The organism is Sphingomonas sp. (genome assembly GCF_036387595.1).
In the GTDB taxonomy this organism is placed as follows: domain Bacteria; phylum Pseudomonadota; class Alphaproteobacteria; order Sphingomonadales; family Sphingomonadaceae; genus Sphingomonas.
Map to the genome: position 1 here is coordinate 27745 of NZ_DASVTL010000111.1, position 21999 is coordinate 49743.

The 21999-nt window shown below is 67.4% G+C and carries 24 protein-coding genes and 2 tRNA genes; 12 read left to right on the top strand and 14 right to left on the bottom strand.

The features are described 5' to 3' along the window. Positions 1 to 35 precede the first annotated feature (35 nt). Positions 36 to 2189 carry a putative bifunctional diguanylate cyclase/phosphodiesterase gene (locus VF643_RS12730; protein WP_414713859.1) on the top strand — a complete coding sequence of 718 codons (2154 nt, stop codon included), beginning with the start codon at positions 36 to 38 and terminating at the stop codon, positions 2187 to 2189. A 286-nt stretch (positions 2190 to 2475) separates the two neighbouring features. Here VF643_RS12730 and VF643_RS12735 read toward each other — a convergent pair whose 3' ends face one another. The 8 genes from VF643_RS12735 to VF643_RS12770 form a co-directional block, all read right to left on the bottom strand. Further along, a complete protein-coding gene (locus VF643_RS12735; protein WP_331043762.1) occupies positions 2476 to 2775 on the bottom strand; it encodes a hypothetical protein in 300 nt (99 codons plus the stop codon). A gap of 574 nt (positions 2776 to 3349) precedes the next feature. After that, entirely contained in the window at positions 3350 to 3691 is a 342-nt protein-coding gene (locus VF643_RS12740; protein ID WP_331043763.1) for a hypothetical protein, read from the bottom strand. A 94-nt stretch (positions 3692 to 3785) separates the two neighbouring features. Next, positions 3786 to 3917: a hypothetical protein gene (locus VF643_RS12745; RefSeq protein ID WP_331043764.1), complete on the bottom strand. Its 132-nt coding sequence runs from the start codon at positions 3915 to 3917 to the stop codon at positions 3786 to 3788. A 496-nt stretch (positions 3918 to 4413) separates the two neighbouring features. After that, positions 4414 to 4560, bottom strand: a complete 147-nt coding sequence (locus tag VF643_RS12750) for a hypothetical protein (RefSeq protein WP_331043765.1) — start codon at positions 4558 to 4560, stop codon at positions 4414 to 4416. A 46-nt stretch (positions 4561 to 4606) separates the two neighbouring features. Beyond that, positions 4607 to 4682 (bottom strand) — tRNA-Thr (locus VF643_RS12755). A gap of 45 nt (positions 4683 to 4727) precedes the next feature. After that, entirely contained in the window at positions 4728 to 5597 is an 870-nt protein-coding gene (locus tag VF643_RS12760; protein ID WP_331043766.1) for a hypothetical protein, read from the bottom strand. A gap of 18 nt (positions 5598 to 5615) precedes the next feature. Then, positions 5616 to 6950: a replication-associated recombination protein A gene (locus VF643_RS12765; protein WP_331043767.1), complete on the bottom strand. Its 1335-nt coding sequence runs from the start codon at positions 6948 to 6950 to the stop codon at positions 5616 to 5618. Positions 6951 to 7005: 55 nt separating this feature from the next. Then, positions 7006 to 8223: a glycosyltransferase family 1 protein gene (locus VF643_RS12770; RefSeq protein ID WP_331043785.1), complete on the bottom strand. Its 1218-nt coding sequence runs from the start codon at positions 8221 to 8223 to the stop codon at positions 7006 to 7008. Positions 8224 to 8309: 86 nt separating this feature from the next. Between VF643_RS12770 and radA the strand changes: the two genes are divergently transcribed. From radA to VF643_RS12795, 5 genes are all read left to right on the top strand, one after another. Then, the gene (gene radA, locus VF643_RS12775) at positions 8310 to 9683 is read left to right on the top strand and encodes a DNA repair protein RadA (protein WP_331043768.1); all 1374 of its coding nucleotides are present in this window, start codon (positions 8310 to 8312) and stop codon (positions 9681 to 9683) included. A gap of 1304 nt (positions 9684 to 10987) precedes the next feature. Next, positions 10988 to 11563, top strand: a complete 576-nt coding sequence (locus VF643_RS12780) for a CvpA family protein (protein WP_331043769.1) — start codon at positions 10988 to 10990, stop codon at positions 11561 to 11563. After that, a complete protein-coding gene (locus VF643_RS12785) occupies positions 11560 to 11997 on the top strand; it encodes an iron-sulfur cluster assembly scaffold protein (protein WP_331043770.1) in 438 nt (145 codons plus the stop codon). The genes VF643_RS12780 and VF643_RS12785 overlap by 4 nt, the downstream gene beginning before the upstream one ends. Beyond that, a complete protein-coding gene (locus tag VF643_RS12790) occupies positions 11990 to 13741 on the top strand; it encodes a cation:proton antiporter (RefSeq protein ID WP_331043771.1) in 1752 nt (583 codons plus the stop codon). Before VF643_RS12785 ends, VF643_RS12790 begins: the two co-directional genes overlap by 8 nt. After that, positions 13738 to 14070, top strand: coding sequence for a DUF423 domain-containing protein (locus VF643_RS12795; RefSeq protein WP_331043772.1), 333 nt, complete (start codon positions 13738 to 13740; stop codon positions 14068 to 14070). The genes VF643_RS12790 and VF643_RS12795 overlap by 4 nt, the downstream gene beginning before the upstream one ends. A gap of 1 nt (position 14071) precedes the next feature. Here the strand turns inward: VF643_RS12795 and VF643_RS12800 are convergent, their stop codons facing one another. Genes VF643_RS12800 through VF643_RS12810 form a run of 3 tightly spaced genes read right to left on the bottom strand, consistent with a single transcriptional unit; the run spans position 14072 to position 15866 of the window. Further along, entirely contained in the window at positions 14072 to 14212 is a 141-nt protein-coding gene (locus tag VF643_RS12800; RefSeq protein WP_331043773.1) for a DUF2256 domain-containing protein, read from the bottom strand. Next, a complete protein-coding gene (gene aroB / locus VF643_RS12805) occupies positions 14212 to 15300 on the bottom strand; it encodes a 3-dehydroquinate synthase (RefSeq protein WP_331043774.1) in 1089 nt (362 codons plus the stop codon). Before aroB ends, VF643_RS12800 begins: the two co-directional genes overlap by 1 nt. Continuing rightward, positions 15297 to 15866, bottom strand: a complete 570-nt coding sequence (locus VF643_RS12810; protein WP_331043775.1) for a shikimate kinase — start codon at positions 15864 to 15866, stop codon at positions 15297 to 15299. Before VF643_RS12810 ends, aroB begins: the two co-directional genes overlap by 4 nt. 65 nt (positions 15867 to 15931) lie before the next feature. Between VF643_RS12810 and VF643_RS12815 the strand changes: the two genes are divergently transcribed. From VF643_RS12815 to VF643_RS12830, 4 genes are all read left to right on the top strand, one after another. Beyond that, positions 15932 to 16069 carry a hypothetical protein gene (locus tag VF643_RS12815; RefSeq protein WP_331043776.1) on the top strand — a complete coding sequence of 46 codons (138 nt, stop codon included), beginning with the start codon at positions 15932 to 15934 and terminating at the stop codon, positions 16067 to 16069. Then, on the top strand, positions 16050 to 17831 hold the full coding sequence (locus tag VF643_RS12820; RefSeq protein WP_331043777.1) for a hypothetical protein: 1782 nt from the start codon (positions 16050 to 16052) through the stop codon (positions 17829 to 17831). The genes VF643_RS12815 and VF643_RS12820 overlap by 20 nt, the downstream gene beginning before the upstream one ends. Further along, a complete protein-coding gene (locus tag VF643_RS12825) occupies positions 17818 to 18735 on the top strand; it encodes a tyrosine recombinase (RefSeq protein ID WP_331043778.1) in 918 nt (305 codons plus the stop codon). The genes VF643_RS12820 and VF643_RS12825 overlap by 14 nt, the downstream gene beginning before the upstream one ends. A 69-nt stretch (positions 18736 to 18804) precedes the next feature. Beyond that, positions 18805 to 19752, top strand: a complete 948-nt coding sequence (locus VF643_RS12830; protein WP_331043779.1) for an acetyl-CoA carboxylase carboxyltransferase subunit alpha — start codon at positions 18805 to 18807, stop codon at positions 19750 to 19752. A 178-nt stretch (positions 19753 to 19930) separates the two neighbouring features. On the opposite strand, the gene VF643_RS12835 is transcribed toward VF643_RS12830, so the two are convergent. From VF643_RS12835 to VF643_RS12845, 3 genes are all read right to left on the bottom strand, one after another. Continuing rightward, a complete protein-coding gene (locus VF643_RS12835; RefSeq protein ID WP_331043780.1) occupies positions 19931 to 20098 on the bottom strand; it encodes a Flp family type IVb pilin in 168 nt (55 codons plus the stop codon). Between the two features lie 337 nt (positions 20099 to 20435). After that, positions 20436 to 20603, bottom strand: coding sequence for a Flp family type IVb pilin (locus VF643_RS12840; protein ID WP_331043781.1), 168 nt, complete (start codon positions 20601 to 20603; stop codon positions 20436 to 20438). Positions 20604 to 20717: 114 nt separating this feature from the next. Further along, positions 20718 to 20915 carry a Flp family type IVb pilin gene (locus VF643_RS12845; RefSeq protein ID WP_331043782.1) on the bottom strand — a complete coding sequence of 66 codons (198 nt, stop codon included), beginning with the start codon at positions 20913 to 20915 and terminating at the stop codon, positions 20718 to 20720. Between the two features lie 32 nt (positions 20916 to 20947). Between VF643_RS12845 and VF643_RS12850 the strand changes: the two genes are divergently transcribed. Both VF643_RS12850 and VF643_RS12855 read left to right on the top strand, forming a co-directional pair. Next, the gene (locus VF643_RS12850; RefSeq protein WP_331043783.1) at positions 20948 to 21367 is read left to right on the top strand and encodes a (deoxy)nucleoside triphosphate pyrophosphohydrolase; all 420 of its coding nucleotides are present in this window, start codon (positions 20948 to 20950) and stop codon (positions 21365 to 21367) included. Positions 21368 to 21684: 317 nt separating this feature from the next. Further along, positions 21685 to 21758 (top strand) — tRNA-Cys (locus VF643_RS12855). Positions 21759 to 21999 lie beyond the last annotated feature (241 nt).

Here is a 21999-nt window from a genome sequence, read left to right on the forward strand (position 1 = left end):
GCCTGATCGACCCCTTACGCATCGCAGCCTGGACAATGCCGGCTAGCGGACAGGTGGTAATTGTCGAAATGGATGCAGCCAGTGTCGCCGCGATCCGCCGCTGGCCGTGGCCGCGCGAGCATTATGCAACCGTGCTGGACCGGCTTCGCACGGCCGGCGCCGCTTCCGTCACCTTCGATGTCGACTTCTCATCAGCCTCGTCCGCATCGGGCGACACGGCCTTCGCTGCAGCTCTGGCGCGAGCTGATGGTCTGGTGGCGTTGCCCACGTTCGCTCAACAGGCACGATCGGGCGACGCCCGCTCCATTGACGCGCTGCCGTTGCCGGCCTTTCGTCCCAACGTGGCCCTCGCTTCCGTCAGCATGCAGCCGGATCCGGATGGCGTCGTCCGACGTGCGCCATTCGGAACGATCACGGCAGGGCAGCCGCGGCCCTCACTGTCGTCCTTCATGGCGCACCGGTCGGGCGTCGCCGACACCTTCTTCCCGATCAACTTCGCGGTCGATCACCGCGGCCTGCCGCACCTGAGCTTCGTCGCCGTGGAGCAGGGGCGGTTCGATCCGGCGCAGGTGCGCGGTCGGGACGTGTTGATTGGGGCCACTGCCGTTGAGATGGGCGACCGTTACGCGACCCCGCATTGGGGCGTCATCCCCGGCGTAATCCTCCAGGCGTTGGCGGCAGAAACATTGCTGCCCGGCGTCCCTGGCCAGGGTAGCGGCATTCTGGGCATCATTCTGGCCGCCCTCCTCGGGCTGCCGATCGTATGGCTGCGGTCGAAGGGGGCGACGCTCGTTGCAGCGGTCGCAGCGCCGCTGTTGATATTCGCCGCCGCCGTCTCGGCTCAGGTCGGTTTGCACCGGATGGAACCGCTCGCACCCGGCTTGGCACTGATCGTGATCGTCGGTCTTGGTCGTGCGGCCATGCAGCTGGTCGGCCGCTTCGAGCAGCAACGATGCTTTGATGAGGAGACCCGGCTTCCCAACCGCCATGCGATGGTTCGCGATCTAGGCGACATGTCGGACGCAGCCATCGTCGTCGCGGCCATCGGTAATTACACGAACGTCGTAGCGCTCATGGGAGAGCGTGCCGGCCACGATCTCGTGCTCCGGATTGCCGACCGCCTACGGTTGGCCGGAAGCGCTACTGTCTACCGGCTGTCGGACAGCCAACTCGCCGTTCCTTCGTCGTTTCCCTCGGCCGAATTGTTCGAGCAGATCGCCGGGCTGCGCGCGGTCCTGACCCAGCCTGTCGAGATCGTCGGAAGGCGCACCGATGCTGCCACGCATCTCGGTGTTTCGGACGCGAGCGGGCCGATCCAAGACCGGCTTGTTGCTGCCGGACGCGCTGCCGATGAAGCCATAGCGAGCGGCGTGTTCTGGTTGCAGAGCAGCGTCGATCAAGGTGACCTGGAGCGACGCCTCGTTCTCATGGGTGAACTCGATCAGGCCATGGCGGATGGCCAGATCGAGGTTCATTACCAGCCCAAGCTGTCGTTGAAGACGGACACGATCGTCAGCGTCGAAGCACTGGTGCGATGGCGCCATCCCGAGCGGGGCATGCTTCGCCCGGACCTATTCGTACCATTGGCGGAGCAGGCGGATAGGATCGGGCCTCTCACGATGTTCGTGCTCGATCGCGTGATCGATGATCTGGCGAGATGGCAACGACAAGGCTTCGAACTCACGGCTGCTGTGAATTTGTCGGCCCTGCTGATCGCCGAACCCAGCTTCAGCGCTGCGTTGGATCGTCTGCTCGATGACGGACGTGTGCCGCCGACAAGCCTGATCTTCGAGGTGACCGAGTCCGCCACGCTCGCCGACCCGGAGCAAGCCGCTGCCAACCTGCGCCGCTTCCGAGACAGGGGCGTTGCTGTATCCTTGGACGATTATGGCACTGGGCAGTCGACGCTGACCTATCTGCGCCAGCTACCCCTGTCCGAACTTAAGATCGACCGTAGCTTCGTCCAGCACGCGCATGTCAATCGATCCGACGAGTTGATGGTGCGATCCACGATCGATCTCGCTCATAATCTTGGGTTGAAGGTCGTTGCCGAAGGCATTGAAGATGAGGGATGTTTGACTTTCCTCCGTAATGCCGGGTGCGACATGGCGCAGGGCTACTTCATCGGTCGTCCGATGCCATCGTCTGATCTGGTGCGCATGTTGGAAGAACGAACGTTAGCGGCCTAATGGATCACACCGTCATGGGCCGTGGCGGATTCCCGCTGCCCCGCCGGACAGGCCAAGCGTGTGCCCCGCTCGCGAACGCCGAGCACGAGCGCTATGCTGAGTGCCATCGTTTAGCAATTCGGTGACGGAACGCCCACCATGCACCGGGTGCGTGATCTTCTCCCTGCGCGCGATACGCATAGAGCAGCGGGCACGATGACGTCCTGCGTTGACCAGGCACGCAATGCTGGAGGCACCGCAGCCGCTCGCCGATGTGGGTCTGGTCGTCGCCTTAACCCACGCCTCGTTATTCGACGACACACGTGGAGTCGGGCAGCGACGCGAGCAGGGCGTTGCTGCTGATCGACCACGCGCGGGCGAGCGCGTCTATCTCGGTGCGCGAGACGCGGTCGCCTTGTGCGATGGTAAGCAAGCGTCCGCCGGGAATGCCTTTCAACTTGGACAAGCGCCCGATGGGCGTGTCCTTCTCCCCCAGCCATGCGTCCAGCCAGCCGCTGCCCGGCGCTATCGCCTGCGCTACGGGACGATCTGCGGACCATGTATCGAGATGCACCGCAATGGGACGCTCGCCCTTGCGCCGCGTCACGCCGAGGCGAAGAGCGGCAGTCGCTCGCCTTGATCGCCATAAGGCACCCGGCCTGTTGGGCAGCGCCCATAGCCTGACGGTAGTGGATGGTGACGTAGCGTTCGGCTTCGTCGAAGCCGAGTGGTGCCCACTCCTCCGACGGGTAGCAGACGTCGTAGATTACGCGCGCAGCCGCAGATCGTGCTGCATGCCGGTGGTCTCCATCCGTGTCGAATCACCGCCGCGATGGCATGCGCTTAGCTAGAACAAAAGCAGAATTCGACGCAACGGTGAAGATGATCACCGGGGCCATCCGGGGAGGACATCCCTGCGATCCGTCCCCCAGCGATGCCTCCTGCCAAGCACGACCGGGCATCCCTGTGGATAAGTTCGGCTCGCCGCTACCGAATCCCCGATCGTCCGGTAACCACGGTGGCAAGCCTGTTTTCGGCGGACGATCCGGAAATAGGCCGACGCCATGAAACCACCTGCACTTCAACGCGATGCTGACCGCGCTCGACGGCTTGTTTCAGGACTGAATGACGAGCAGAGCATTCGAACTCTGCGTAACTATCTCGAAGAAATCGAAGCGCAGCTATGGTCGCAAAGCGCGTCGGGTACGACCGAGCACCCCCGCTGATCGGGACCGGGTTATGGCTTTCGGCGCACCCGACCATGCCAGCATGCACGTTTCCAGGTCGAGCAGCGCCGCGGCCGACTTCGCCGATCGCACCGGCTTCAGCATCTCCGCCTGGATCGCCTGCATGTCCCGCGTGATCGACAAGCCCGCAAGCGTGAACGCCTCCGCCTTCTCGGCCACCATCTTGTAGAGCTCGGGCCGGTCGCCGGTTAGCGGGTTGCCAGCCGCAGCCCTGATTATCGGCATGCGGGCGTTCACCACGACCGGCGCCGCGACCATCGTCGCGGCCAAGCGCATGCTCGTCTTGCACCCCTCTGCCCACATGTCCCACCAGAGGAACGGCGTCGGCTTCTTTATGGTCGAACTCCTGCGCGGGTCGCGCGCGAGGGCGTCACGCGAAGTTGCCCAGCTCCTCCGCCTCGGCATCGGGCAGGCTATGATCGGCTGGCAGGTCGGGGGCCGTGCCGGGTTCGGTCGACATGTCGCCGGGGTCGGGTTCGTTGCCTGGATGGATGGGGTTCACGGTCTTCTCCTTCTCGGTGCAGCCCCAACGCGCGAACAGGCGGGAATGGCGCTGGCACCCCCATGCCGTGCCCGCTACCCCGCCTGCTGGAGCGACGGTCCCGCGGAGCAAGGCAGGCTGGTGGACAAGAGTAGGAGCGGCGACACATCGGCTACCGTCCGCATCAGGACGAACGACACCGCTGCTGAGCGTGCCGCCGCGCGAGCTCACGCGCGTGAAACTCGTGCCGTCGAGCGACCTGAGACGATTACAGAGCGGCCCGCGGCACGGACTGCGACTCGCGACGCTGGGGTGGCCGCACGCGAGGCAGAGCGCGTGGCGCGACGCGAGAGCGAGATGAGGGCGGTGGCGGCGGACCCGCATGCCGCAGCCGCTAGGCGCCATCGCTCGTCGGGCCGCAGGGGACATGGTGCGGAAGCAGCGCGACACCAGCGGCTACACAACTATCATCGCTGTTCGCCGCATGCGTGAACTGGCGACACGTGGTGCATCGGCATCAGCCCTTGCGACCCCGTTCGGACGCCTCGTCGACGACGGCGCATGCCGGGGCGAGGGCAGGAGCCGACAACACCGCCTCCTGCTGGTGCTTCGGCTTCGGCTTCGGCTTGGGCTTGGCCACGGTTCCGCGGTTCTGGTCGACCAAGCCGAGCCGCTAAGCCTCCGAAGAAAAGAACATCACGCAGGAACGATGGTGCCGGTTGCAGGAATCGAACCCGCGACATCCAGTTTACAAAACTGGCGCTCTACCAACTGAGCTAAACCGGCCCCGGGAGCGGCAGCCCCCGATAACAAACGCGATTCGCCAATGCGTCAGGTTACGCCGAAGGTCCAGCCCTCGGTGGCGGCGATATGCGATGTCATCGTGGCGGGGTGCCAGATTCCCGGATCGCGCACCGCGAGACGCAGCCATGCCGCGGTCAGGATCGCGTCGGTCGCGTGATCGTCGTAGCCGGCGAGGGGCTGATGCGCCGCGCTGCCCAGCTTTGCCAAGGCGGCGTCCAGCGTGGCGGCGTCGCGTATCTTGCTCAGCCCCTTTCGGATGCCAGCCGCGCACGCCGCGATCGCGGTGTAGATCTCGACGATGACAGGCCCCTCCGCGGGCACCGGATCGAACGGCCACACCGGCACGCGCCCGCCGAGCCGGTGGAGGACGCGCATGCCGGTGAGGCTGGATTTGCCGACCTGCGCCGCGCCGATCAGGTTGAAGCAGCTCGACGGCGACAGGCCCGCATCTCTCTGCCGCGCCTCGCACACGCGCAGCCTGCCCCGGCCCGCTTCGAACAGGTCGCCGCAGCCATGCTGCTGCCGGAAATGGCGGCTGGCCGCAGGATCGGCGACGAAGCTGCTCGCCCCCAGAAAAGGATCGTCCCGACCGACTTCATCGACCAACCGCCACAGCGATCGGGCATCGGCGGGGCTACGATTCCATCCTGGAAAGTAGGCGCCACGATCCGCGAAGGGCAGGGCCGGCGACAGATCGACTCCGACGATCATGTCGGTTCCGGCGTCGGCATGGCCGATCAGCCAGTCGAGGATCGCCTGGCGCGACCAACCGCCGCTCCGCCTCAGCAGGTCCGGAGCCGCACCATCGTCGCGGGCCTGCGCCAGCGCGAGGCCCTTCGGCCGTGCGACGGCCTGACCGGACCAGTCGATCACCGCGAAGTTGGCGAAGCTCCTCACCGCCGGCCATAGGCCAGGTCAGCCACCCTCGCGTTCCTGCCGCCGCTCGTCCCGCAGACCGTCCCAAAGGGCCAGCCGCTCGCCGAGCCGCCTTTCGAAGCCGCGATCGCTGGGTTCGTAGAAGCGCTGCGGCGGCAGCTCGTCGGGCCAATAGTTTGCGCCCGAAAATCCTTCTTCGGTATCGTGGTCGTAAGCGTAGCCTTTGCCGTAGCCGATGTCCCTCATCAGCTTGGTGGGCGCGTTGAGGATGTTGGCTGGCGGCATCAGCGATCCGGTCTCCTTCGCCGCGCGCCACGCGGCCTTTTGCGCGGCATAGACCGCGTTCGATTTGGGCGCGGTGGCAAGGTAGAGGCAGGCCTGCGCGATCGCCAGTTCGCCTTCGGGGGAGCCGAGAAAGTCGAACGTGTCCTTGGCAGCGATGCACTGCACCAGCGCCTGCGGATCGGCCAGCCCGACGTCCTCCACCGCGGCACGGGTCAGGCGGCGCAGCAGGTACAGCGGCTCTTCGCCCGCGGTCAGCATCCGCGCGAGATAATAGAGCGCCGCCTGCGGGTCCGAGCCGCGGATGGATTTGTGCAGCGCGGAGATCAGGTTGTAATGCCCTTCGCGGTCCTTGTCGTACACCGCCACGCGGCGTTGCAGAAAGGCGGCGAGCGCAGGCGGATCGAGCGGTTCGGGAAGGTCGACCGAGAACAGCGTCTCGGCCTGGTTGAGCAGGAAGCGCCCGTCCCCGTCGGCGCTGGCGACCAGCGCATCGCGCGCCGACGCGTCGAGCGGCAGGGGTTCGCCGACCAGCGCCTCGGCACGTGCCAGAAGGCTTTGGAGCGCGTCGCGGCCCAGGCGCTGCAGGATCAGCACCTGCGCCCGGCTGAGCAGCGCGGCGTTCAGCTCGAACGACGGATTTTCGGTCGTCGCGCCGACCAGCGTGACGGTGCCGTCCTCGACGTAAGGAAGGAAGCCGTCCTGCTGCGCGCGATTGAAGCGGTGGATTTCGTCCACGAACAGCAAGGTGCGCTTGCCGACCCGTACATGTTCGCGCGCGTCGGCGAACACACGCTTGAGGTCGGCAACCCCGGAAAAGACCGCAGAGATCGCCACGAAGCGCAAATCCACCGCATCGGCCAGCAGCCGCGCGATCGTCGTCTTGCCGGTGCCCGGTGGCCCCCACAGGATCATGGATGACAGCCGCCCGGCCGCGATCATCCGTCCGATCGCGCCTTCCGGGCCGGTGATATGATCCTGGCCGACGACGTCGCCCAGCGTGTGCGGGCGCAGGCGATCGGCCAGCGGGGCATCGGCCGGTTGTGCATCGGGCAGGGGAGCGGGTTCGATACCCGCGAAAAGATCGGCCATGACGAGCTAGATAGGCGAAGGGGTGCCGCCCGTCATCCGGCGCGCGATAGGCAATTTACGCGTCGCACCCCAGGATCGGCGGATCCGCGGTGACTTCTCTGGCGGACGGCTGCGCCAGAGCGGGGGCAGCACGCTCGGCCATGACCGCGAGATAGGCGTCGAGGACGGCCCGGTTGGCGCTGTCCCAGCGATAGGCGGCGGCGCGGGCGTGCCCCGCCTCGCCCATCGCGCGGCGCAACCGCGGATCGGCGACGATCCGGGCGATCGCATCGGCATAGCCGGCGATGTCGCGGGGGGGAACCAGGAAGCCGGTCTCCCCCTCGACCACCAGATCGACCGCGCCGGTCGCGTGTGCGGCGACCACGGGGACGCCCGCGGCCATCGCTTCGGTGGTGACGTTGCCGAAGGTTTCGGTGACGCTGGGATTGAAGAACACGTCCATCGACGCGACCGCGCACGCCAGCGCATCGCCGGAGAGGAAGCCGGCGAACACGGCCTCGGGCACCCGCTGCGCGAACCAGTCGAGCGCCGGGCCTTCGCCGACGACCAGAACGCGGTGGGGCACGCCGCGGCGGCGAAGATCGGTGACGACGCGCGCAAACACGCTCAGCCCCTTTTCCTTCACCAGCCGCCCCAGGAAACCGACCACCGTCGCGTCGTCGGCTATCCCGAGTGATCGCCGCCAGGCGAGGTCACGGCGATCGGGCCGGAACCGCGCGTGATCGATCCCGCGCGACCAGATGCCGATGGGTGCCTCCACGCCCCATTCCTGCAACAGTGCGCCGATGCTGGCGCTCGGCACGAGCACGCGATCGAACCGATTGTAGAAGCGGGTCAGCAGATGCTCGACAAACGGCTCGACGAAGCGCATGCCGTAGTAACGTGGATACGTCTCGAACCGCGTATGCAGCGATGCGACCGAGGCGATTCCGGCGCGCCGTGCGTAGCGCGTCGCGGCGTGCCCGAGGAGTTCGGGGGCGGCGACATGCACGAGATTGGGCGCGAACGCGTCCAGATCCTCGCGCACCGCCCGACGGATGCCCAGTCCGAAACGATATTCACCCCGCCCGCCGGGCAGGCGCAGCGCGGGCACGCTCACCAGATCGCCGGTCGGCGCAAAGGCGGGCCGGGCAACCGTGGGCGAATAGACCCGCACCGCGACGCCTTGTTCCAGCAGATAGCTGACGAGCAGGTTCAGCGCCTGGTTGGCACCGTCGCGGACGTAATTGTAGTTGCCGCTGAACACGGCGACGCGAAGGTCGGTGGGCTGCATCATCGGCGCGGATAACGGGCGAGCGGCCAAATGGCTACCGCGGCCACGGTGTTCCCTTATCGTTCTCATGCAGCTAGAGGGTGTGCATGGCCAAGCCCCAGAAGCGTTATGTGTGTCAGGCGTGCGGATCGGTCGCGTCGCGGTGGCAGGGTCAGTGCGCCGATTGTGCGGAATGGAACACGCTGGTCGAGGAGGCGCCGATGAATGCGACGCCGTTCCAGGCCAAGCACAATTTGCAAAGCGGCGGCCGCGCGATCCAGCTGGTCGGGCTGAACGCCGATATCGCGCTTCCCGAGCGGATGGCGACCGGGATCGCGGAACTCGATCGGGCGCTGGGCGGCGGGTTCGTCGAGGCGTCGGCGACGCTGATCGGCGGCGATCCTGGGATCGGCAAATCCACTTTGCTGCTACAGGCGGCGGCGAAGATGGCGAATGCCGGGCTGGGCGTCGCCTATGTCTCGGGCGAGGAAGCGGCCGACCAGGTGCGGCTGCGCGCGCGGCGCCTGGGGCTGGGCGATGCGCCGGTGCAGCTGGCGGCGGCGACCTCGACGCGGGATATTCTCACCACCCTGTCGATCGGAAAACCCCCCGCGCTGCTGGTGATCGATTCGATCCAGACGATGCACTCCGACCTGATCGAGGGCGCGCCGGGCACCGTCAGCCAGGTGCGCGCGTCCAGCCAGGAGCTGATCCGCTTCGCCAAGGAACGCGGCACCGCGGTGGTGCTGGTCGGCCATGTCACCAAGGACGGGTCGATCGCCGGCCCCCGCGTGCTGGAGCATATGGTCGACACCGTGCTCAGCTTCGAGGGCGAGCGCAGCCACCAATATCGCATCCTGCGCGCGATCAAGAACCGCTTCGGCGGCACCGACGAGATCGGCGTGTTCGCGATGCAGGGCGAGGGGCTGACCGAGGTCGCCAACCCGTCATCGCTGTTCCTGACGCAGCGCGACGAGAGCGTGACCGGCACCACCGTGTTCCCCGCGCTGGAGGGGACGCGCCCGGTGCTGGTCGAAATCCAGGCACTGACCGTGCGGCTGGCATCGGGGGCGACGCCGCGGCGCGCGGTGGTGGGGTGGGATTCGGGGCGGTTGGCGATGATCCTGGCGGTGCTGGAGGCGCGGTGCGGGCTCAGCTTTTCGGCCTGCGAAGTCTATCTGAACGTCGCCGGCGGATACCGCGTGCAGGATCCCGCCGCCGATCTGGCGGTGGCCGCCGCGCTGGTCTCGGCACTGTCCGAACGGCCGGTGCCGATCGACGCGGTGGCGTTCGGCGAAGTCGCGCTGTCGGGTGAGGTGCGGCCGGTGGCGCACGCCGCGCTGCGGCTGAAGGAGGCGGCCAAGCTGGGCTTCGAACGCGCGCTGGTCCCCGCCGCATCGAAGGACGAGCGCACCGCGATGCGGCTGTCGGGGTTCAAGACACTGGGGGCGTTCGTCGACCACATGCTGGGGCGGGGATAGGCGACGCGCGGGGGCGGGTTGCGCGAAAGATCACTGGAAGTCACATCCTACAGGGTGTTTTCGGTATTTTCCCGCTGCGGGGAGGTAGTCGTGCATCGACGGCGTTCATTTGCGGCGCGTTTAGAGCATGATGACGTTGAATTGAATTACTTCTGTTCGTCCTGAGGAGGCCTCACGCGCAGGCGAAAGCCCGTCTCGATGGACAGTGGGTCTCACCTGTCCTTCGAGACGCCGCTTTCGACTTCGCTCAGCGGCTCCTCAGGACGAACGGATCGGTATCAAGGCATCACGCTCTAGCCGATCGCCTGGGTTTCCGACAATTGAGAAAGGGCGGGGCCGACCTTCGCCGACTCGCCGTCTTCATTGCACGCGCAATGGTTGTAGGACAGCGGGGAAGTGGCGACTGCGCCCGACCAGGATCGTTCGACTGCCGTCATGAATCCTGCGGCCTGTCGTCCCTGATGCAAAAATCAAGGGTTTTGCATCAACGCACAGGCGCAAAGCGGCCAGTCGGCTGACGCCCATTAGCGGTCATCGGCACTCCTCCGCTTACACCCATTGCATACGTATCTCAGGGCTTTATTAATCCTCCATATGAAACTTCGACTGCTCTAGGCATCTACGCTGCTCTTTGGACCGCAAGTAGCGGAAGCACGTGAAAAAGCCAGCCGTAATTATATACGGCCATCGCAACCTGAGCTTGAAGCTCGGGCTGCCGGAATCCTTGTCGAAAGTGATGCAATCGTCGATGCCGATGTAATTCGCGTAAATGGCTACAGGGGTACTGTTGAAGTTCCAGCAATACTCCGGATCAAGCGTGTACTGAAAGGGCCAAAACTGTCGAACCTTGAGGTATATGACGAACCAACGGCCGGTACTCTTGCCTTTGAACGCAGATTGATGACTGTTCGAGTAGTACTAGAGCTACGTAAAATGCCAGACGGATCGAGACGGTGGTTCGCTCCTGGGCGATTGAACGATCGATGGTACGCGCGCAGCCTTGACCGGCTACTCGGAATACCACGTCAACGATCCTCCTGGCCCGACTGATCTGCTTAGGTCCGCTAACCACCAGTTTCCGCGTTCTTGATGCGAAACTCACAGATTTTGCATCACCTCAGAATGCCCCAAATTCCGGCACTCCGGCTATGCAAAAGTTCGATGCAAAGGTGGCGGCTAAATCCGCTTCTACCTGCCTGCCACCAGTGCCGCCAAAGCGGTAGGACCGCTGCCCACCACACCCAAACTACCGCAAGGCATGCACATCGTTGTCCGCGCGCGCGCGCCGTTCTAGGAGCGTCGTCATGGCCCTGACCGCTCTCGACATCATCGTTCTCCTCGCCGTGCTCGGCTCGGCCGCGCTTGGCTTCAAGCGTGGGTTCGTGACCGAGGTGTTGTCGCTGTTCGCGTGGGTCGCGGTGGTGGCGGGGTTGAAGTTGTTTCACATTTCGCTGGCGCAGGCGCTGACCGGCGTCGTCGGCACCGCATCGGGCGCGGCGGTGCTGGCGTTTGCGGTGATCGTCGGCATCACCTGGTTCGGCGGGCGGATGGTGGCGCGCGCGATCGGGGCGCGGACGCGCGAATCGATTCTGGGCCCGGTCGATCGCGCGCTCGGTTTCGGCTTTGGGGCGATCAAGGGGCTGATCCTGGTCAGCCTGGTGTTCCTGCTGACCGCGATGGTCGTCGATACCGCGCGCGGCGGCCCAGCGCAGCGACCGGCGTGGATGACCGATTCGCGGACCTATCCGCTGCTGAATGCGACCAGCGCAGGGATCGGCGACTTCGTCGATCGGCGGCGGCGCGGGCAACCCGTGTTCGGCGCGCGCGCCGCCGACGCGGGTGAGGCGCCGGATAACGCGAGCGCGGATGCCGCGCCGTGAGCGCACCGCTTTACAATGCCGAGATCCTGCGGCTCGCGGCGTCGATCCCGCATCACGAGCGGCTGGCGTCTCCGATGGCCACGGCGGAGCGACGGTCGCCGATCTGCGGCAGCCGGGTGGCGATCGACATCGACGTTGATGAACAGGGGCGGGTGAGCGCGGTCGGGCTGCTGGTGCGGGCCTGCGCGCTGGGGCAGGCGGCGGCGTCGCTGCTCGGCGCTAATGTTATCGGGCGCACGCCGGCCGAACTCGCCGAGGCGCGCGATGCGCTGACGGAGTGGCTGGCAGGCGCAGGCGCGGCGCCCGACTGGCCCGGCCTGGCGATCTTCGAACCCGCGCTGGCGCACAGCGCGCGACATGCGTCGATCCGGCTGGCGTTCGAGGCCGCCGCCGAGGCCGCGGAAACCGCCGCACGGGTTCGTGTCGATGGATGAACCGGTGTCGCTGCTGCGCGACGGGGTGATTCTGTTCGGTTTCGCACTGGTCTTCGTGATGCTTTTCCGGCGGCTCGGGCTGGGCGCGACGTTGGGGTATCTGGTCGCCGGCATGGTCGTCGGTCCGCATGTGCTCGGGCTGATCGGCGACGCCGAATCGAAACTGGGGCTGGCCGAATTCGGTATTACCCTGCTGCTGTTCCTCGTCGGGCTGGAGCTCAGTCCCACCCGGCTGTGGCAGATGAAGCGCGACATCTTCGGCCTTGGCCTGCTCCAGGTCGCCTTGTGCGGCGTCGCGCTGGCGGTGGTGATATGGGGCGCGGCGCAATTCTCCTGGGCCGCAGCACTCGCGCTCGGCCTGCCGCTGGCGCTGTCGTCGACCGCGCAGGTGCTGCCGATGCTGCAATCGGCGGGGCGGATGAAGACGCCGGTGGGCGAGCGCGCCTTTTCGATCCTGCTACTCCAGGATCTGTCGATCGTCCCGCTCATCACGATCGTGGCGGCGCTCAGCCGCGCGCCCGCGCCCGTCGATGCCGTGCCGGGTTGGCTGCTGGCGGTCGAGACGGTGTTGGCGGTCGCGGGGCTGGTGTTCGCCGGGCGTTTCATCCTGCGGCCTTTGTTCCGGCTGATCGGCAATCTGGGCGAGCGGGAGATGTTCGTCTTCGCCGGGCTGTTCACCGTCATCGCCGCCGCTGCGGTGATGGAAGCGCTGGGGCTGTCGCCCGCGCTCGGCGCGTTCGTCGCCGGCGTGATGCTGGCGGACAGCCCTTACCGGCACGAGCTGGAGGCCGATGTCGAGCCCTTCCGCTCGATCCTGCTCGGGCTGTTCTTCCTGGCGGTCGGCATGATGCTGGATCTGAACGCCATTGCGGAACGGCCGTTCTTCGTGGCCGGCATGGCGATCGCGCTGATCGCGACGAAGACCGCGATCATCTTCGGGATCGCGCGTGCCTTTGCGATGCCCTGGCGGCCGGCGCTGGCGCTGGGCATGCTGCTCAGCCAGGGTGGCGAATTCGGTTTCGTGCTGTTTGCGCAGGCGCAGAAGGCGCTGCTGATCGCGCCCGAGGCGGCGAGCCTGTTCACCGCGATCGTCACCGTGTCGATGGCGACCACGCCGTTCCTGATGATGACCACCCGCCGCTTCCGGGCGGCGCCGGTGCGCGAGCACGAAGGGCTGGCCGTGCCGCAGGCCGATGGCGCCAGCGCGATCGTCGTCGGCTATGGCCGCTTCGGCCAGACGGTGGCGCAGATGTTGATCCTGCAGAAGATCGCGGTAACGCTGATCGACCGCGATCCCGAGATGATCGAGACCGCGGGGTCGTTCGGCGCCAAGGTGTATTACGGCGATGGCACCCGACTCGATCTGCTGCGTCAGGCGGGGGCGGGGGAGGCGCAATTGCTGCTGTTCTGCATCGACGGCGATGCGATCGACGCCGAATTGCTGACGTCGGTAGCGCACGCCTTTCCCCAGACGGCTGTGTTCGCACGCGCTTATGACCGGCGCAGTCTCATCAAGATGGCCGGCGGACCGATGAAGGGCGCGGTGCGCGAGGTGTTCGAATCGGCGGTGTGCATGGCCCGCCTTGCGCTCGATGAGATCGGCGTCGATCTGGCGGAGGTCGATCGCAGCGAAAACGATTACCGCGACCGCGATGCCGAACGGCTCAGGGCGCAGTCCGACACCGGCGATATGCGCGCCGGGATCGACGGCGCGATCCTCCAGGATGCGAGAGTGCGGCCATGAACCTTTTGATGCTGTTGGCGGCGCTGTCGGGCGCGGTGGCGGTGGGTGCAGGCGCGTTCGGGGCGCATGGCGCGAGCGGCGCAGCGGCGGAGTGGCTGAAGACGGGTGGGCAATATCAGCTGGTCCACGCGGTCGCCGCGCTCGTCGCGCTCAGGATGGAGGCGCGCGGGCCGGGCTGGCTGTTCGTCATCGGCGGCGCGGTGTTCGCGGGAACGCTGTACCTGATGGCGCTCGGGCTGCCACGCTGGCTGGGGGCGATCACGCCGATGGGCGGGCTGCTGCTGATCGCCGGCTGGGTGTGGCTGGCGTGGATCGCGACGCGCGGGTGAGTCACCGTTTCCTGCGGCAAGCATCCGAACAATAGACGACCTGGTCCCAGTCGCGCGCCCATTTCTTGCGCCAGGCGAACGGGCGGTTGCAGGCAGGGCAGGTTTTTTCCGGCAGGTCGCGCTTCGCCGTGCCGTCGGGCATCAGCGCGCGTGGGCCAGGAACGCCTCGACCTCGGCGAGATCGACCGAGCGATCCAGATAGGTGCGGCCGATGCCGCGCGCGAGGAGGAAGGGGAGCGTCCCCGCGTCCATCTTCTTGTCGTGGCGCATGTGCGCGACCAGCTTGGCCGGACTTGCGTCGATGCCGGCGGCGGCAAGCCCGTCGGGCAGGCCGACGGCGCGGAAATGGTCGGCAACGCGCGCCGCATCCTCCTCCGTGCACAAGCCGCGTGTTGCCGAGAAGCCGAACGCGAGCGCGCATCCCGCCGCCACCGCCTCACCGTGGATCAGCGCCTGGGAAAAGCCCGCTTCCGCCTCCAGCGCATGACCGAAGGTATGGCCCAGGTTGAGCAGCGCGCGGGTGCCGTTGGTTTCATATTCGTCCAGAGCGACGATCCGCGCCTTGGCCGACACCGCGTGCGTAATCGCATAGTCGCGCGCCTGCGCATCGCCGGCGAGCAGGTTCGTGCCATTCTCCTCGCACCAGGCGAAGAAGGCGGCATCGTCGATCAACCCGTATTTGACGACCTCGGCATAGCCTGCCGCCAGTTCGCGGGCCGGCAGGGTGTCGAGCACCTGTGGGTCGATCAGCACGATCTCGGGCTGCTTGAACGCGCCGATCAGGTTCTTGCCCGCGCGCGCATTGATCGCGGTCTTGCCACCGACTGACGAATCGACCTGCGCCAGCAGCGTCGTCGGCACCTGCGCGAAGCGGCAGCCGCGTTTCAGGATGGCGCATGCGAAACCGACGAGATCGCCGATCACGCCGCCGCCCAGCGCCACCACCAGGTCGCCGCGCTCGACGCCATGCGCGAGCAGCGCATCACAGAGCCGTTCGAGCATCGCCCAGCTCTTGCTCGATTCCCCCGGCGGCAGGATGACGGTTTCGCAAGCGCCGCCAAGCGCGGCGGTGAGCGTCGCCAGATGCTGCGTCACGTTCTCGTCGGCGACGATCACGATGCGGCGACCCTTCGTCGGCGTCGCCAGATGCTGGTCCGCGCGGGCGAGCAACCCGGCCTCGATCAGAATCGGATAGGTGCGCGCGCCGAGTTCGACGGTAACGGTCTTCATCGGCCGATCGCCTTCAGAATCGCGGTGACCGTCACCTCGTGCGGCGAACGGTTGCTCAGGACGCGGATGTGCGCCTGCGCATAGAGCGGGTTGCGGACGCGGGCGAGTTCGCGAAGCACCGCGCGCGGATCGCGTCCACGCAGCAGCGGACGGGTGTCGCGGCGGCTGACGCGATCGACCAGCACGTCGGGATCGGCGTCGAGCCAGATCGCGGTGGCCTCGCTCAGGATCAGCGCGCGCGTCTCGTCCTGAACGAAGGCGCCTCCGCCGGTCGCGATGACCTTTGGCGTGCCGTCGATCAGCCGCGCGATCACCCGCCGTTCGCCGTCGCGGAAATAGGGTTCGCCGAAGCGCTCGAAGATTTCGGGGATGCCCATGCCCGCCGCCGCCTCGATTTCGTTATCCGCATCGACGAAGGGCAGGTGCAGCCGCTGCGACAGGCGGCGCCCGACCGTCGACTTGCCGACCCCCATCAGCCCGACGAGCACGATCGGCCCGCCGTCCCAGGCGCGCGGCGGCGCGGGCGGGCCTTCGTTGGCCGTTTCGGGAGCCGGGCTTTGCAACATCAGGCCCCGCGCTATACAGCGTGCCGGCGCCGGGCAACAGCCGCGCCCGTTTTGCAAAGGTCATCATGTCCCGCTTTCTCGTCTCGATCGTCGTCGTCCTCGTGGTCGTGATCGGCGCGCTGTTCCTGCTCGCCGGCCGCGCGACGGAGCGCCCCCAGACCCGCGTCGAGAAGCCGGTGTCGCTTGCGAACCTCCAGGGTTAGGGTCGCGCTGACGCTGGCATTGGCCGGCGTCGCGCTCCCCGCCATAGGGCAGGACCGGCCCGAATCGATCCTCCCGCCCGGTTTCGGCGAACCCGCGGCCCCGCCGGCACGCCCGGCGCCGCGCGGCGGCGATACGCCGGTGGCCACCGGCACGCCGGCGGCCATCACGCCGTCCACGACGATCCAGCCGCTTCCCACCCCCTCGCCAACACCGTCCCCTACGCCCAGCGCTACGCCGACGCCCGATGCCGCGCTGCTCGCGCAATATGAGATGCCGGTGTCCGCGCGGCGGTCGCTGGCGTTGGTGGGCGCGGCGGATGCGCGCGAAAGCGGGATTGCGGCGGACGCCTTCGGCAGCGCGGACGGGCCTTACCTCGAACGGCTCATGCGCAGGCTCGATGCGCCGCTGCCGTCGCGCTGGATGTCGATCCTGCTGCGGCGCACGCTGGCGGCACGCTTGCGGACGCCGGACGGGGTGAACGGCGCGGATTATGCCGCAGAGCGCGCCTGGCTGCTGCTGCGCATGGGAGAGGCGATGTCGGCGCGTGCGGTGGTGCAGGGCGTCGACAACGCCAATTACACGCCCAAACTCTATCAGGTGGCGATGAACGCGATGCTGGCGACCAGCGACCCCGCGGGGCTGTGCCCGCTGGCGGACGCGGGTGCGCGCGCTACCGGCGAGCGCGGCTGGACGATGGCGCAGGCGATGTGCGCGGCGCTGGCCGGCGGAACGACGCGTGCGAACGCCTTGCTCAAGTCGGCGCGGCGGCGCGGCGTGGCGAGCGGTGTGGACCTGCTGTTGGCGCAGAAAGTCATCGGCGCGGCGGGCGGCGGCGGCGCGGTGACGATCGAATGGCCTGGCGTGGATCGGCTGACGATCTGGCGCTTCGGGCTGGCCAGCGCGACCGGCGCGGCGATCCCCGACGACCTTTATGCCGGTGCCGGGCGGCAGGTGACGTATTGGCGCGCGCTGTCGCCGGCCATACCGCTCGCCGAGCGCGCGGCGGTGGCGGATGCGACTGCGGGACAGGGGGTGCTTTCCAACCTGGCGCTGGTCGATCTCTACGGCGCGATCGACGCGGCCGACGACGTGCCCGCGCCGGCAAGCGCCGCGGCTCAGGATCTGCGCATGGCCTATACCGGCACCACCATCGGCGCGCGGCTGGAAGCGATGCGGCAATTGTGGGGAACGGCGCCGCGTACCGATTATGGCCGTCTGGTCCTGACCGCGCGCGCGGTGGCACGCGTGCGGCCGGTGTCGGGCAACGCGGACGAGGCGCGGATCGTCGCGTCGCTGCTGACCGCGGGGCTGGACCGGACCGCGGTACGCTGGCGCGGGTTCGTGGAGGAGGGCGGCGATGCCTGGGCGATGCTGACGCTCGCCGATCCCGATTCGTCGGAGCGGCTGAGCTATGGCGCGCTGGCGGGCTATTCGGGCAGCGGCGACGCCGCGCTTAAACAACGGTTGCTGTTTGCCGGGCTGGCGGGTTTGGGGCGCCTTGCTCCCGACGACATCGAACGCGCGGCGCAGGCGCTGGACGTGCGCATCGGCGCGGAGAATGCCTGGACCCGTGCGCTGGACCGCGCGGCGCGTGAGAACCAGCCCGGCACCGTCGCGCTGCTCGCCGCGATCGGCATGCAGGCGCCCGCGTGGCGCGGGGTGCCGCCCGAAATGCTCTATCGCATCGTCGGCGCCCTGCGTGCCGTGGGGCTGGGCGGCGAGGCGCGGATGATCGCCGCCGAAGCCATTGCGCGCGCCTGACCACCCGCTGCCCGACGCGGCGCTGCCCGACGCAGCGCTGATCGAACGCTTCCTCGAGATGATGGCGGCCGAGCGCGGGGCGGCGGCGAACACGGTCGCGGCCTATCGCAGCGACCTGGCGCTCGCGTCGCGATCGTTGGACGGGGCGCTGGCGTCCGCGGACGACGAATCGCTGGCGCGGCTGGCCGCGGAATGGTCGGCGCTGGCGCGGTCCAGCGTGGCGCGCAAGGCGGCGGCGTTGCGGCGCTTCTTCGCCTTTCTGGCCGACGAAGGGCACCGCGCCGACGACCCCGGCGCCGCGCTGCCCCGGCCCGGCGCTGGCAGGGGACTGCCGAAAACCCTGTCGCACGCCGACATCGACCGGCTGTTCGCTGCGATCGTCGATCGGCTGGCGCGCGATCCCGCCGATCCGCTCGACCTGCGCCTCGCTGCGCTTATCGAACTGCTTTACGGGTCGGGATTGCGCGCGAGCGAGTTGGTGTCGCTGCCGCGCAATGCGATCGCGCCCGATCGGCCGTTCCTGATCCTGAAGGGCAAGGGCGGTCGCGAGCGGATGGTGCCGCTGTCGGATCGCGCCCGCGCCGCCGTCGCGGCCTGGCGCGCGCATGTGCCGGTGGAGCGGATGTGGCTGTTCCCCTCGGGCCGCACCCACCTGTCGCGCATGCGGCTCTACCAGCTCGTCAAGGCGCTGGCGGCCGATGCCGGCGTGCCCCCCGATCGCATCAGCCCGCACGTCCTGCGCCACGCCTTTGCGACGCATCTGCTGGAGGGAGGCGCCGATCTGCGCGCGCTGCAGGCGATGCTCGGCCACGCCGACATCGCCACGACCGAGATCTATACGCACGTCGATGCAAGCCGCCTGGTCGAACTGGTCAACACGCGCCATCCGCTGACCGATCCCTGACATTCCCTCTGTCGGCGCCAGGACAACCGCCGCGTTGACGGGCGCCCTCGTCCGCCCTAACCGCCGCCGATGCCCAGTTTCCTCGATTTCGAGAAGCCGATCGCCGAGCTACAGTCGCGGATCGACGAACTCCGCGACACCGCCAGCGACGGCAACGTCGATATTTCCGCCGATGTCGCGCGCTTGCAGGCCAAGTCCGACAAATTGCTCAAGGACACGTTCGCGCGGCTGACGCCGTGGCAGAAGACGCAAGTCGCGCGCCATCCCGAACGGCCCCATTTCAAGGATTACGTCGCCGGCCTTTTCGATGAGTTCATCCCGCTCGCCGGTGATCGCGCGTTTGCCGACGATCAGGCGATCCAGGGCGGCTTCGCGACGTTCCGCGGGCGCAAGGTCATGGTGCTGGGCCATGAGAAGGGATCCGACACCGCGACCCGGCTGAAGCACAACTTCGGGATGGGCAAGCCGGAGGGCTATCGCAAGGCCATCCGGCTGGTGCAGCTCGCCGATCGTTTCGGGCTGCCGGTGGTGACGCTGGTGGACACGTCGGGCGCGTTTCCCGGCATCCAGGCCGAAGAGCGTGGCCAGGCCGAGGCTATCGCGCGATCGACCGAGGCTTGCCTGGCGGCGGGTGTGCCGATCGTCGCGGTGATCGTGGGCGAGGGCGGGTCCGGCGGCGCGGTCGCGCTGGCGGCGGGCAATCGCGTGCTGATGTTCGAACACGCGGTCTATTCGGTGATCTCGCCGGAGGGCTGTGCCTCGATCCTGTGGCGCACCGCCGACAAGGCAGCCGAGGCGGCCGAGGCGATGAAGGTGACCGCGCAGGATCTGAAGGCATTCGGCGTCATCGACACGATCATCATCGAGCCCGTCGGCGGCGCGCACCGCGCGCCCGCGGTGGCGATCGCCGCGCTGGGCGATGCGCTGGAGCGGTCGCTTGCGGGTCTGGATGCGCAGACGCCGGCCGCACTGCGGCGTGCGCGCCGCGAGAAATTCCTGGCCATGGGCCGGCTCTGAACGGATCGCCTGCGGGGTGGCGCTGCGATCCGGCCGCATTCGATAGCGGTAGCGCCGCGAGCATTGTGCAGCAGGACGCGTAGATGATGCAACATCGCTATTCGCCGACAAGCGTTGGGGGCGGCAGAACAGATGCCCCGCCACCCCCAGCCGGTCGGACCCGAAAGTTCTTGCGGACTTAGGTGGCCTTCATGTTGCTCGAGACGTTCGTGAAGGTCGTCGTCAGCTGGTTGCCCAGGCCCTGCATCGCGGCGATGGCGGCGACGGCGATCAGCGCGGCGATCAGGCCGTATTCGATGGCGGTTGCGCCCTTGTTGTTCTTGATGAACTTGCGGATGGTTTGCATTGCGGCCCCCTGTGCGTTTACTGCTTCAGTTGCTCGGCTTGGTGACGGCACCAGCGCGCGGATAACTAAGGCGTCCGGGTTAAAAAACGCTCAAGCGCTGGATGGTCCATCATCGCCAGCATCACCGCGAATCGGCCGGGCCGTATTCCACCGGGGCAAAAGCATCCGTGCCGGCGCGCAGCGAGCGCCGCGGCGTTGATCGGAGGTAACGGGCGCGCGCATTGCGCAGCGGCACGCGTAGACTGCGTACCATCGTGATACGCCGACGAGCAAAGGGGGCGGCAGAACAGATGCTCTGCCGCCCCCGAGCCGATCGGACCCGAAAGTCCGTCGTGGCTTAGGTTGCCTTCATGTTCGTCGAGACGTTCGTGAAGGTCGTCTTCAGCTGGTTGCCCAGTCCCTGCATCGCGGCGATCGCGGCGACGGCGATCAGTGCGGCGATCAGGCCGTATTCGATGGCGGTCGCGCCCTTGTTGTTCTTGATGAACTTGCGGATGGTCTGCATTGCGGTCTCCCTGCGTGTCTAGAGCTTCAGTTACCCGGCTGACCGGGTGACCGGACCAGCGAGCGAATCATTAGGCCGTCAGGGTTGAGAATTGTTTAAACGCGCGCCGTTCGATCAATGTGCTTTGGTTACTTTGTCATTGACGTTGTTCCACATTCCCGTCGTCGCCTCTGCCAAGGTGGTAACTCCTCCGATGATCGCCAGGACCATCAAAGCAAGGATCAGCCCGTATTCTACCGCGGTGGCGGCGCGCGTATCGGCGCGCAGCGAGCGGGCGCGGCGAGACTTTACGATGCGCGTTCGGGCGTTCATGGCCGATTGGATAGCGGGCGGGGTATTAAGGAATGGCTGATAATGCGACCTTCCTGCTGCCCGTCGTGGCCGCGGCGCTGATCGACGGTGAAGGCCGCGTGCTTCTCCAGCAGCGCCCGCCGGGCAGGGCGATGGCGGGCCTGTGGGAGTTTCCGGGCGGCAAGATCGAGGCGCGCGAGAGCCCCGAACAGGCGCTGATCCGCGAGCTGGAGGAAGAACTCGGGATAGTTCTGGCAGCGGATGCGCTGGTCGCCACCGCTTTCGCAAGCGCTGCGCTGGATACGCGGCACCTGCTATTGCTGCTCTATGCGGTCCGGCACTGGACCGGCGAGCCGCAGGCGCTGGAGGCGACCGCCTTGGCCTGGGTCCGCCCTGCCGACATGCCGGCCTTTCCCATGCCTCACGCCGATCGGCCGCTGGTGGATGCGCTCGTTCGATTGCTTCGCGATTGACCAACTGACAAGCAGCAGGATTGCGAAGAAGATTGGGTTCGCGCGGAGTTCGCGGAGGTGTCGCGCTCTGGGCGAGCCTATTGCGCAGCAACGCTGCTCCCGACCTGATCGCCCCTCTCTGATGCGAGACGCTGCCCCGAAGCGCAACACCTCCGCGACCTCCGCGCCTCCGCGCGAAACATTCTTCTTCTCGCTGCGCGAGCCGGGTCGCCAACCCGTCCGGGATGGCCGGGTTCGCTATGCGTTTGCCCCGTGCGTGGTGCTTGGCGGTTGACCTGGGGTGCAGGCCGCATTAGCGCGCCGGCTCCACGCATCGAGGCCCGATGGCGGAGTGGTGACGCAGAGGACTGCAAATCCTTGCACCCGGGTTCGATTCCCGGTCGGGCCTCCAATTGCTTGACATGGGTGCGTGCCGTCCGCGCGCGCGTCCTGCTGCGCGGCACGAAGGTCGACGTGCCCTCCGCCACGGCCGCAGCGCCGCTGGCTGCACTACCGCCCGACGAGGGCGTCGCGGATCGGTGTCACCCAGCGATCATGGTCGAGGTCGTACAGGATGAAGTCGCCGTCGAACTGCCAATAGGCCCAGGGAAAGCCCCGCTTCTCGGCTTCGCGGCGAACCGTGCTGGTATAGC

Excerpts from the sequence above, each read along its gene's own strand:
- VF643_RS12730 (WP_414713859.1), top strand. The coding sequence starts at position 36 with ATGCCGGCTAGCGGACAGGTGGTAATTGTCGAAATGGATGCAGCCAGT.
- VF643_RS12740 (WP_331043763.1), bottom strand. The coding sequence starts at position 3,691 with ATGCGCTTGGCCGCGACGATGGTCGCGGCGCCGGTCGTGGTGAACGCC.
- VF643_RS12765 (WP_331043767.1), bottom strand. The coding sequence starts at position 6,950 with ATGGCCGATCTTTTCGCGGGTATCGAACCCGCTCCCCTGCCCGATGCA.
- VF643_RS12770 (WP_331043785.1), bottom strand. The coding sequence starts at position 8,223 with ATGCAGCCCACCGACCTTCGCGTCGCCGTGTTCAGCGGCAACTACAAT.
- radA (WP_331043768.1), top strand. The coding sequence starts at position 8,310 with ATGGCCAAGCCCCAGAAGCGTTATGTGTGTCAGGCGTGCGGATCGGTC.
- VF643_RS12780 (WP_331043769.1), top strand. The coding sequence starts at position 10,988 with ATGGCCCTGACCGCTCTCGACATCATCGTTCTCCTCGCCGTGCTCGGC.
- VF643_RS12790 (WP_331043771.1), top strand. The coding sequence starts at position 11,990 with ATGGATGAACCGGTGTCGCTGCTGCGCGACGGGGTGATTCTGTTCGGT.
- VF643_RS12795 (WP_331043772.1), top strand. The coding sequence starts at position 13,738 with ATGAACCTTTTGATGCTGTTGGCGGCGCTGTCGGGCGCGGTGGCGGTG.
- VF643_RS12800 (WP_331043773.1), bottom strand. The coding sequence starts at position 14,212 with ATGCCCGACGGCACGGCGAAGCGCGACCTGCCGGAAAAAACCTGCCCT.
- aroB (WP_331043774.1), bottom strand. The coding sequence starts at position 15,300 with ATGAAGACCGTTACCGTCGAACTCGGCGCGCGCACCTATCCGATTCTG.
- VF643_RS12810 (WP_331043775.1), bottom strand. The coding sequence starts at position 15,866 with ATGTTGCAAAGCCCGGCTCCCGAAACGGCCAACGAAGGCCCGCCCGCG.
- VF643_RS12815 (WP_331043776.1), top strand. The coding sequence starts at position 15,932 with ATGTCCCGCTTTCTCGTCTCGATCGTCGTCGTCCTCGTGGTCGTGATC.
- VF643_RS12830 (WP_331043779.1), top strand. The coding sequence starts at position 18,805 with ATGCCCAGTTTCCTCGATTTCGAGAAGCCGATCGCCGAGCTACAGTCG.
- VF643_RS12835 (WP_331043780.1), bottom strand. The coding sequence starts at position 20,098 with ATGCAAACCATCCGCAAGTTCATCAAGAACAACAAGGGCGCAACCGCC.
- VF643_RS12840 (WP_331043781.1), bottom strand. The coding sequence starts at position 20,603 with ATGCAGACCATCCGCAAGTTCATCAAGAACAACAAGGGCGCGACCGCC.
- VF643_RS12845 (WP_331043782.1), bottom strand. The coding sequence starts at position 20,915 with ATGAACGCCCGAACGCGCATCGTAAAGTCTCGCCGCGCCCGCTCGCTG.
- VF643_RS12850 (WP_331043783.1), top strand. The coding sequence starts at position 20,948 with ATGGCTGATAATGCGACCTTCCTGCTGCCCGTCGTGGCCGCGGCGCTG.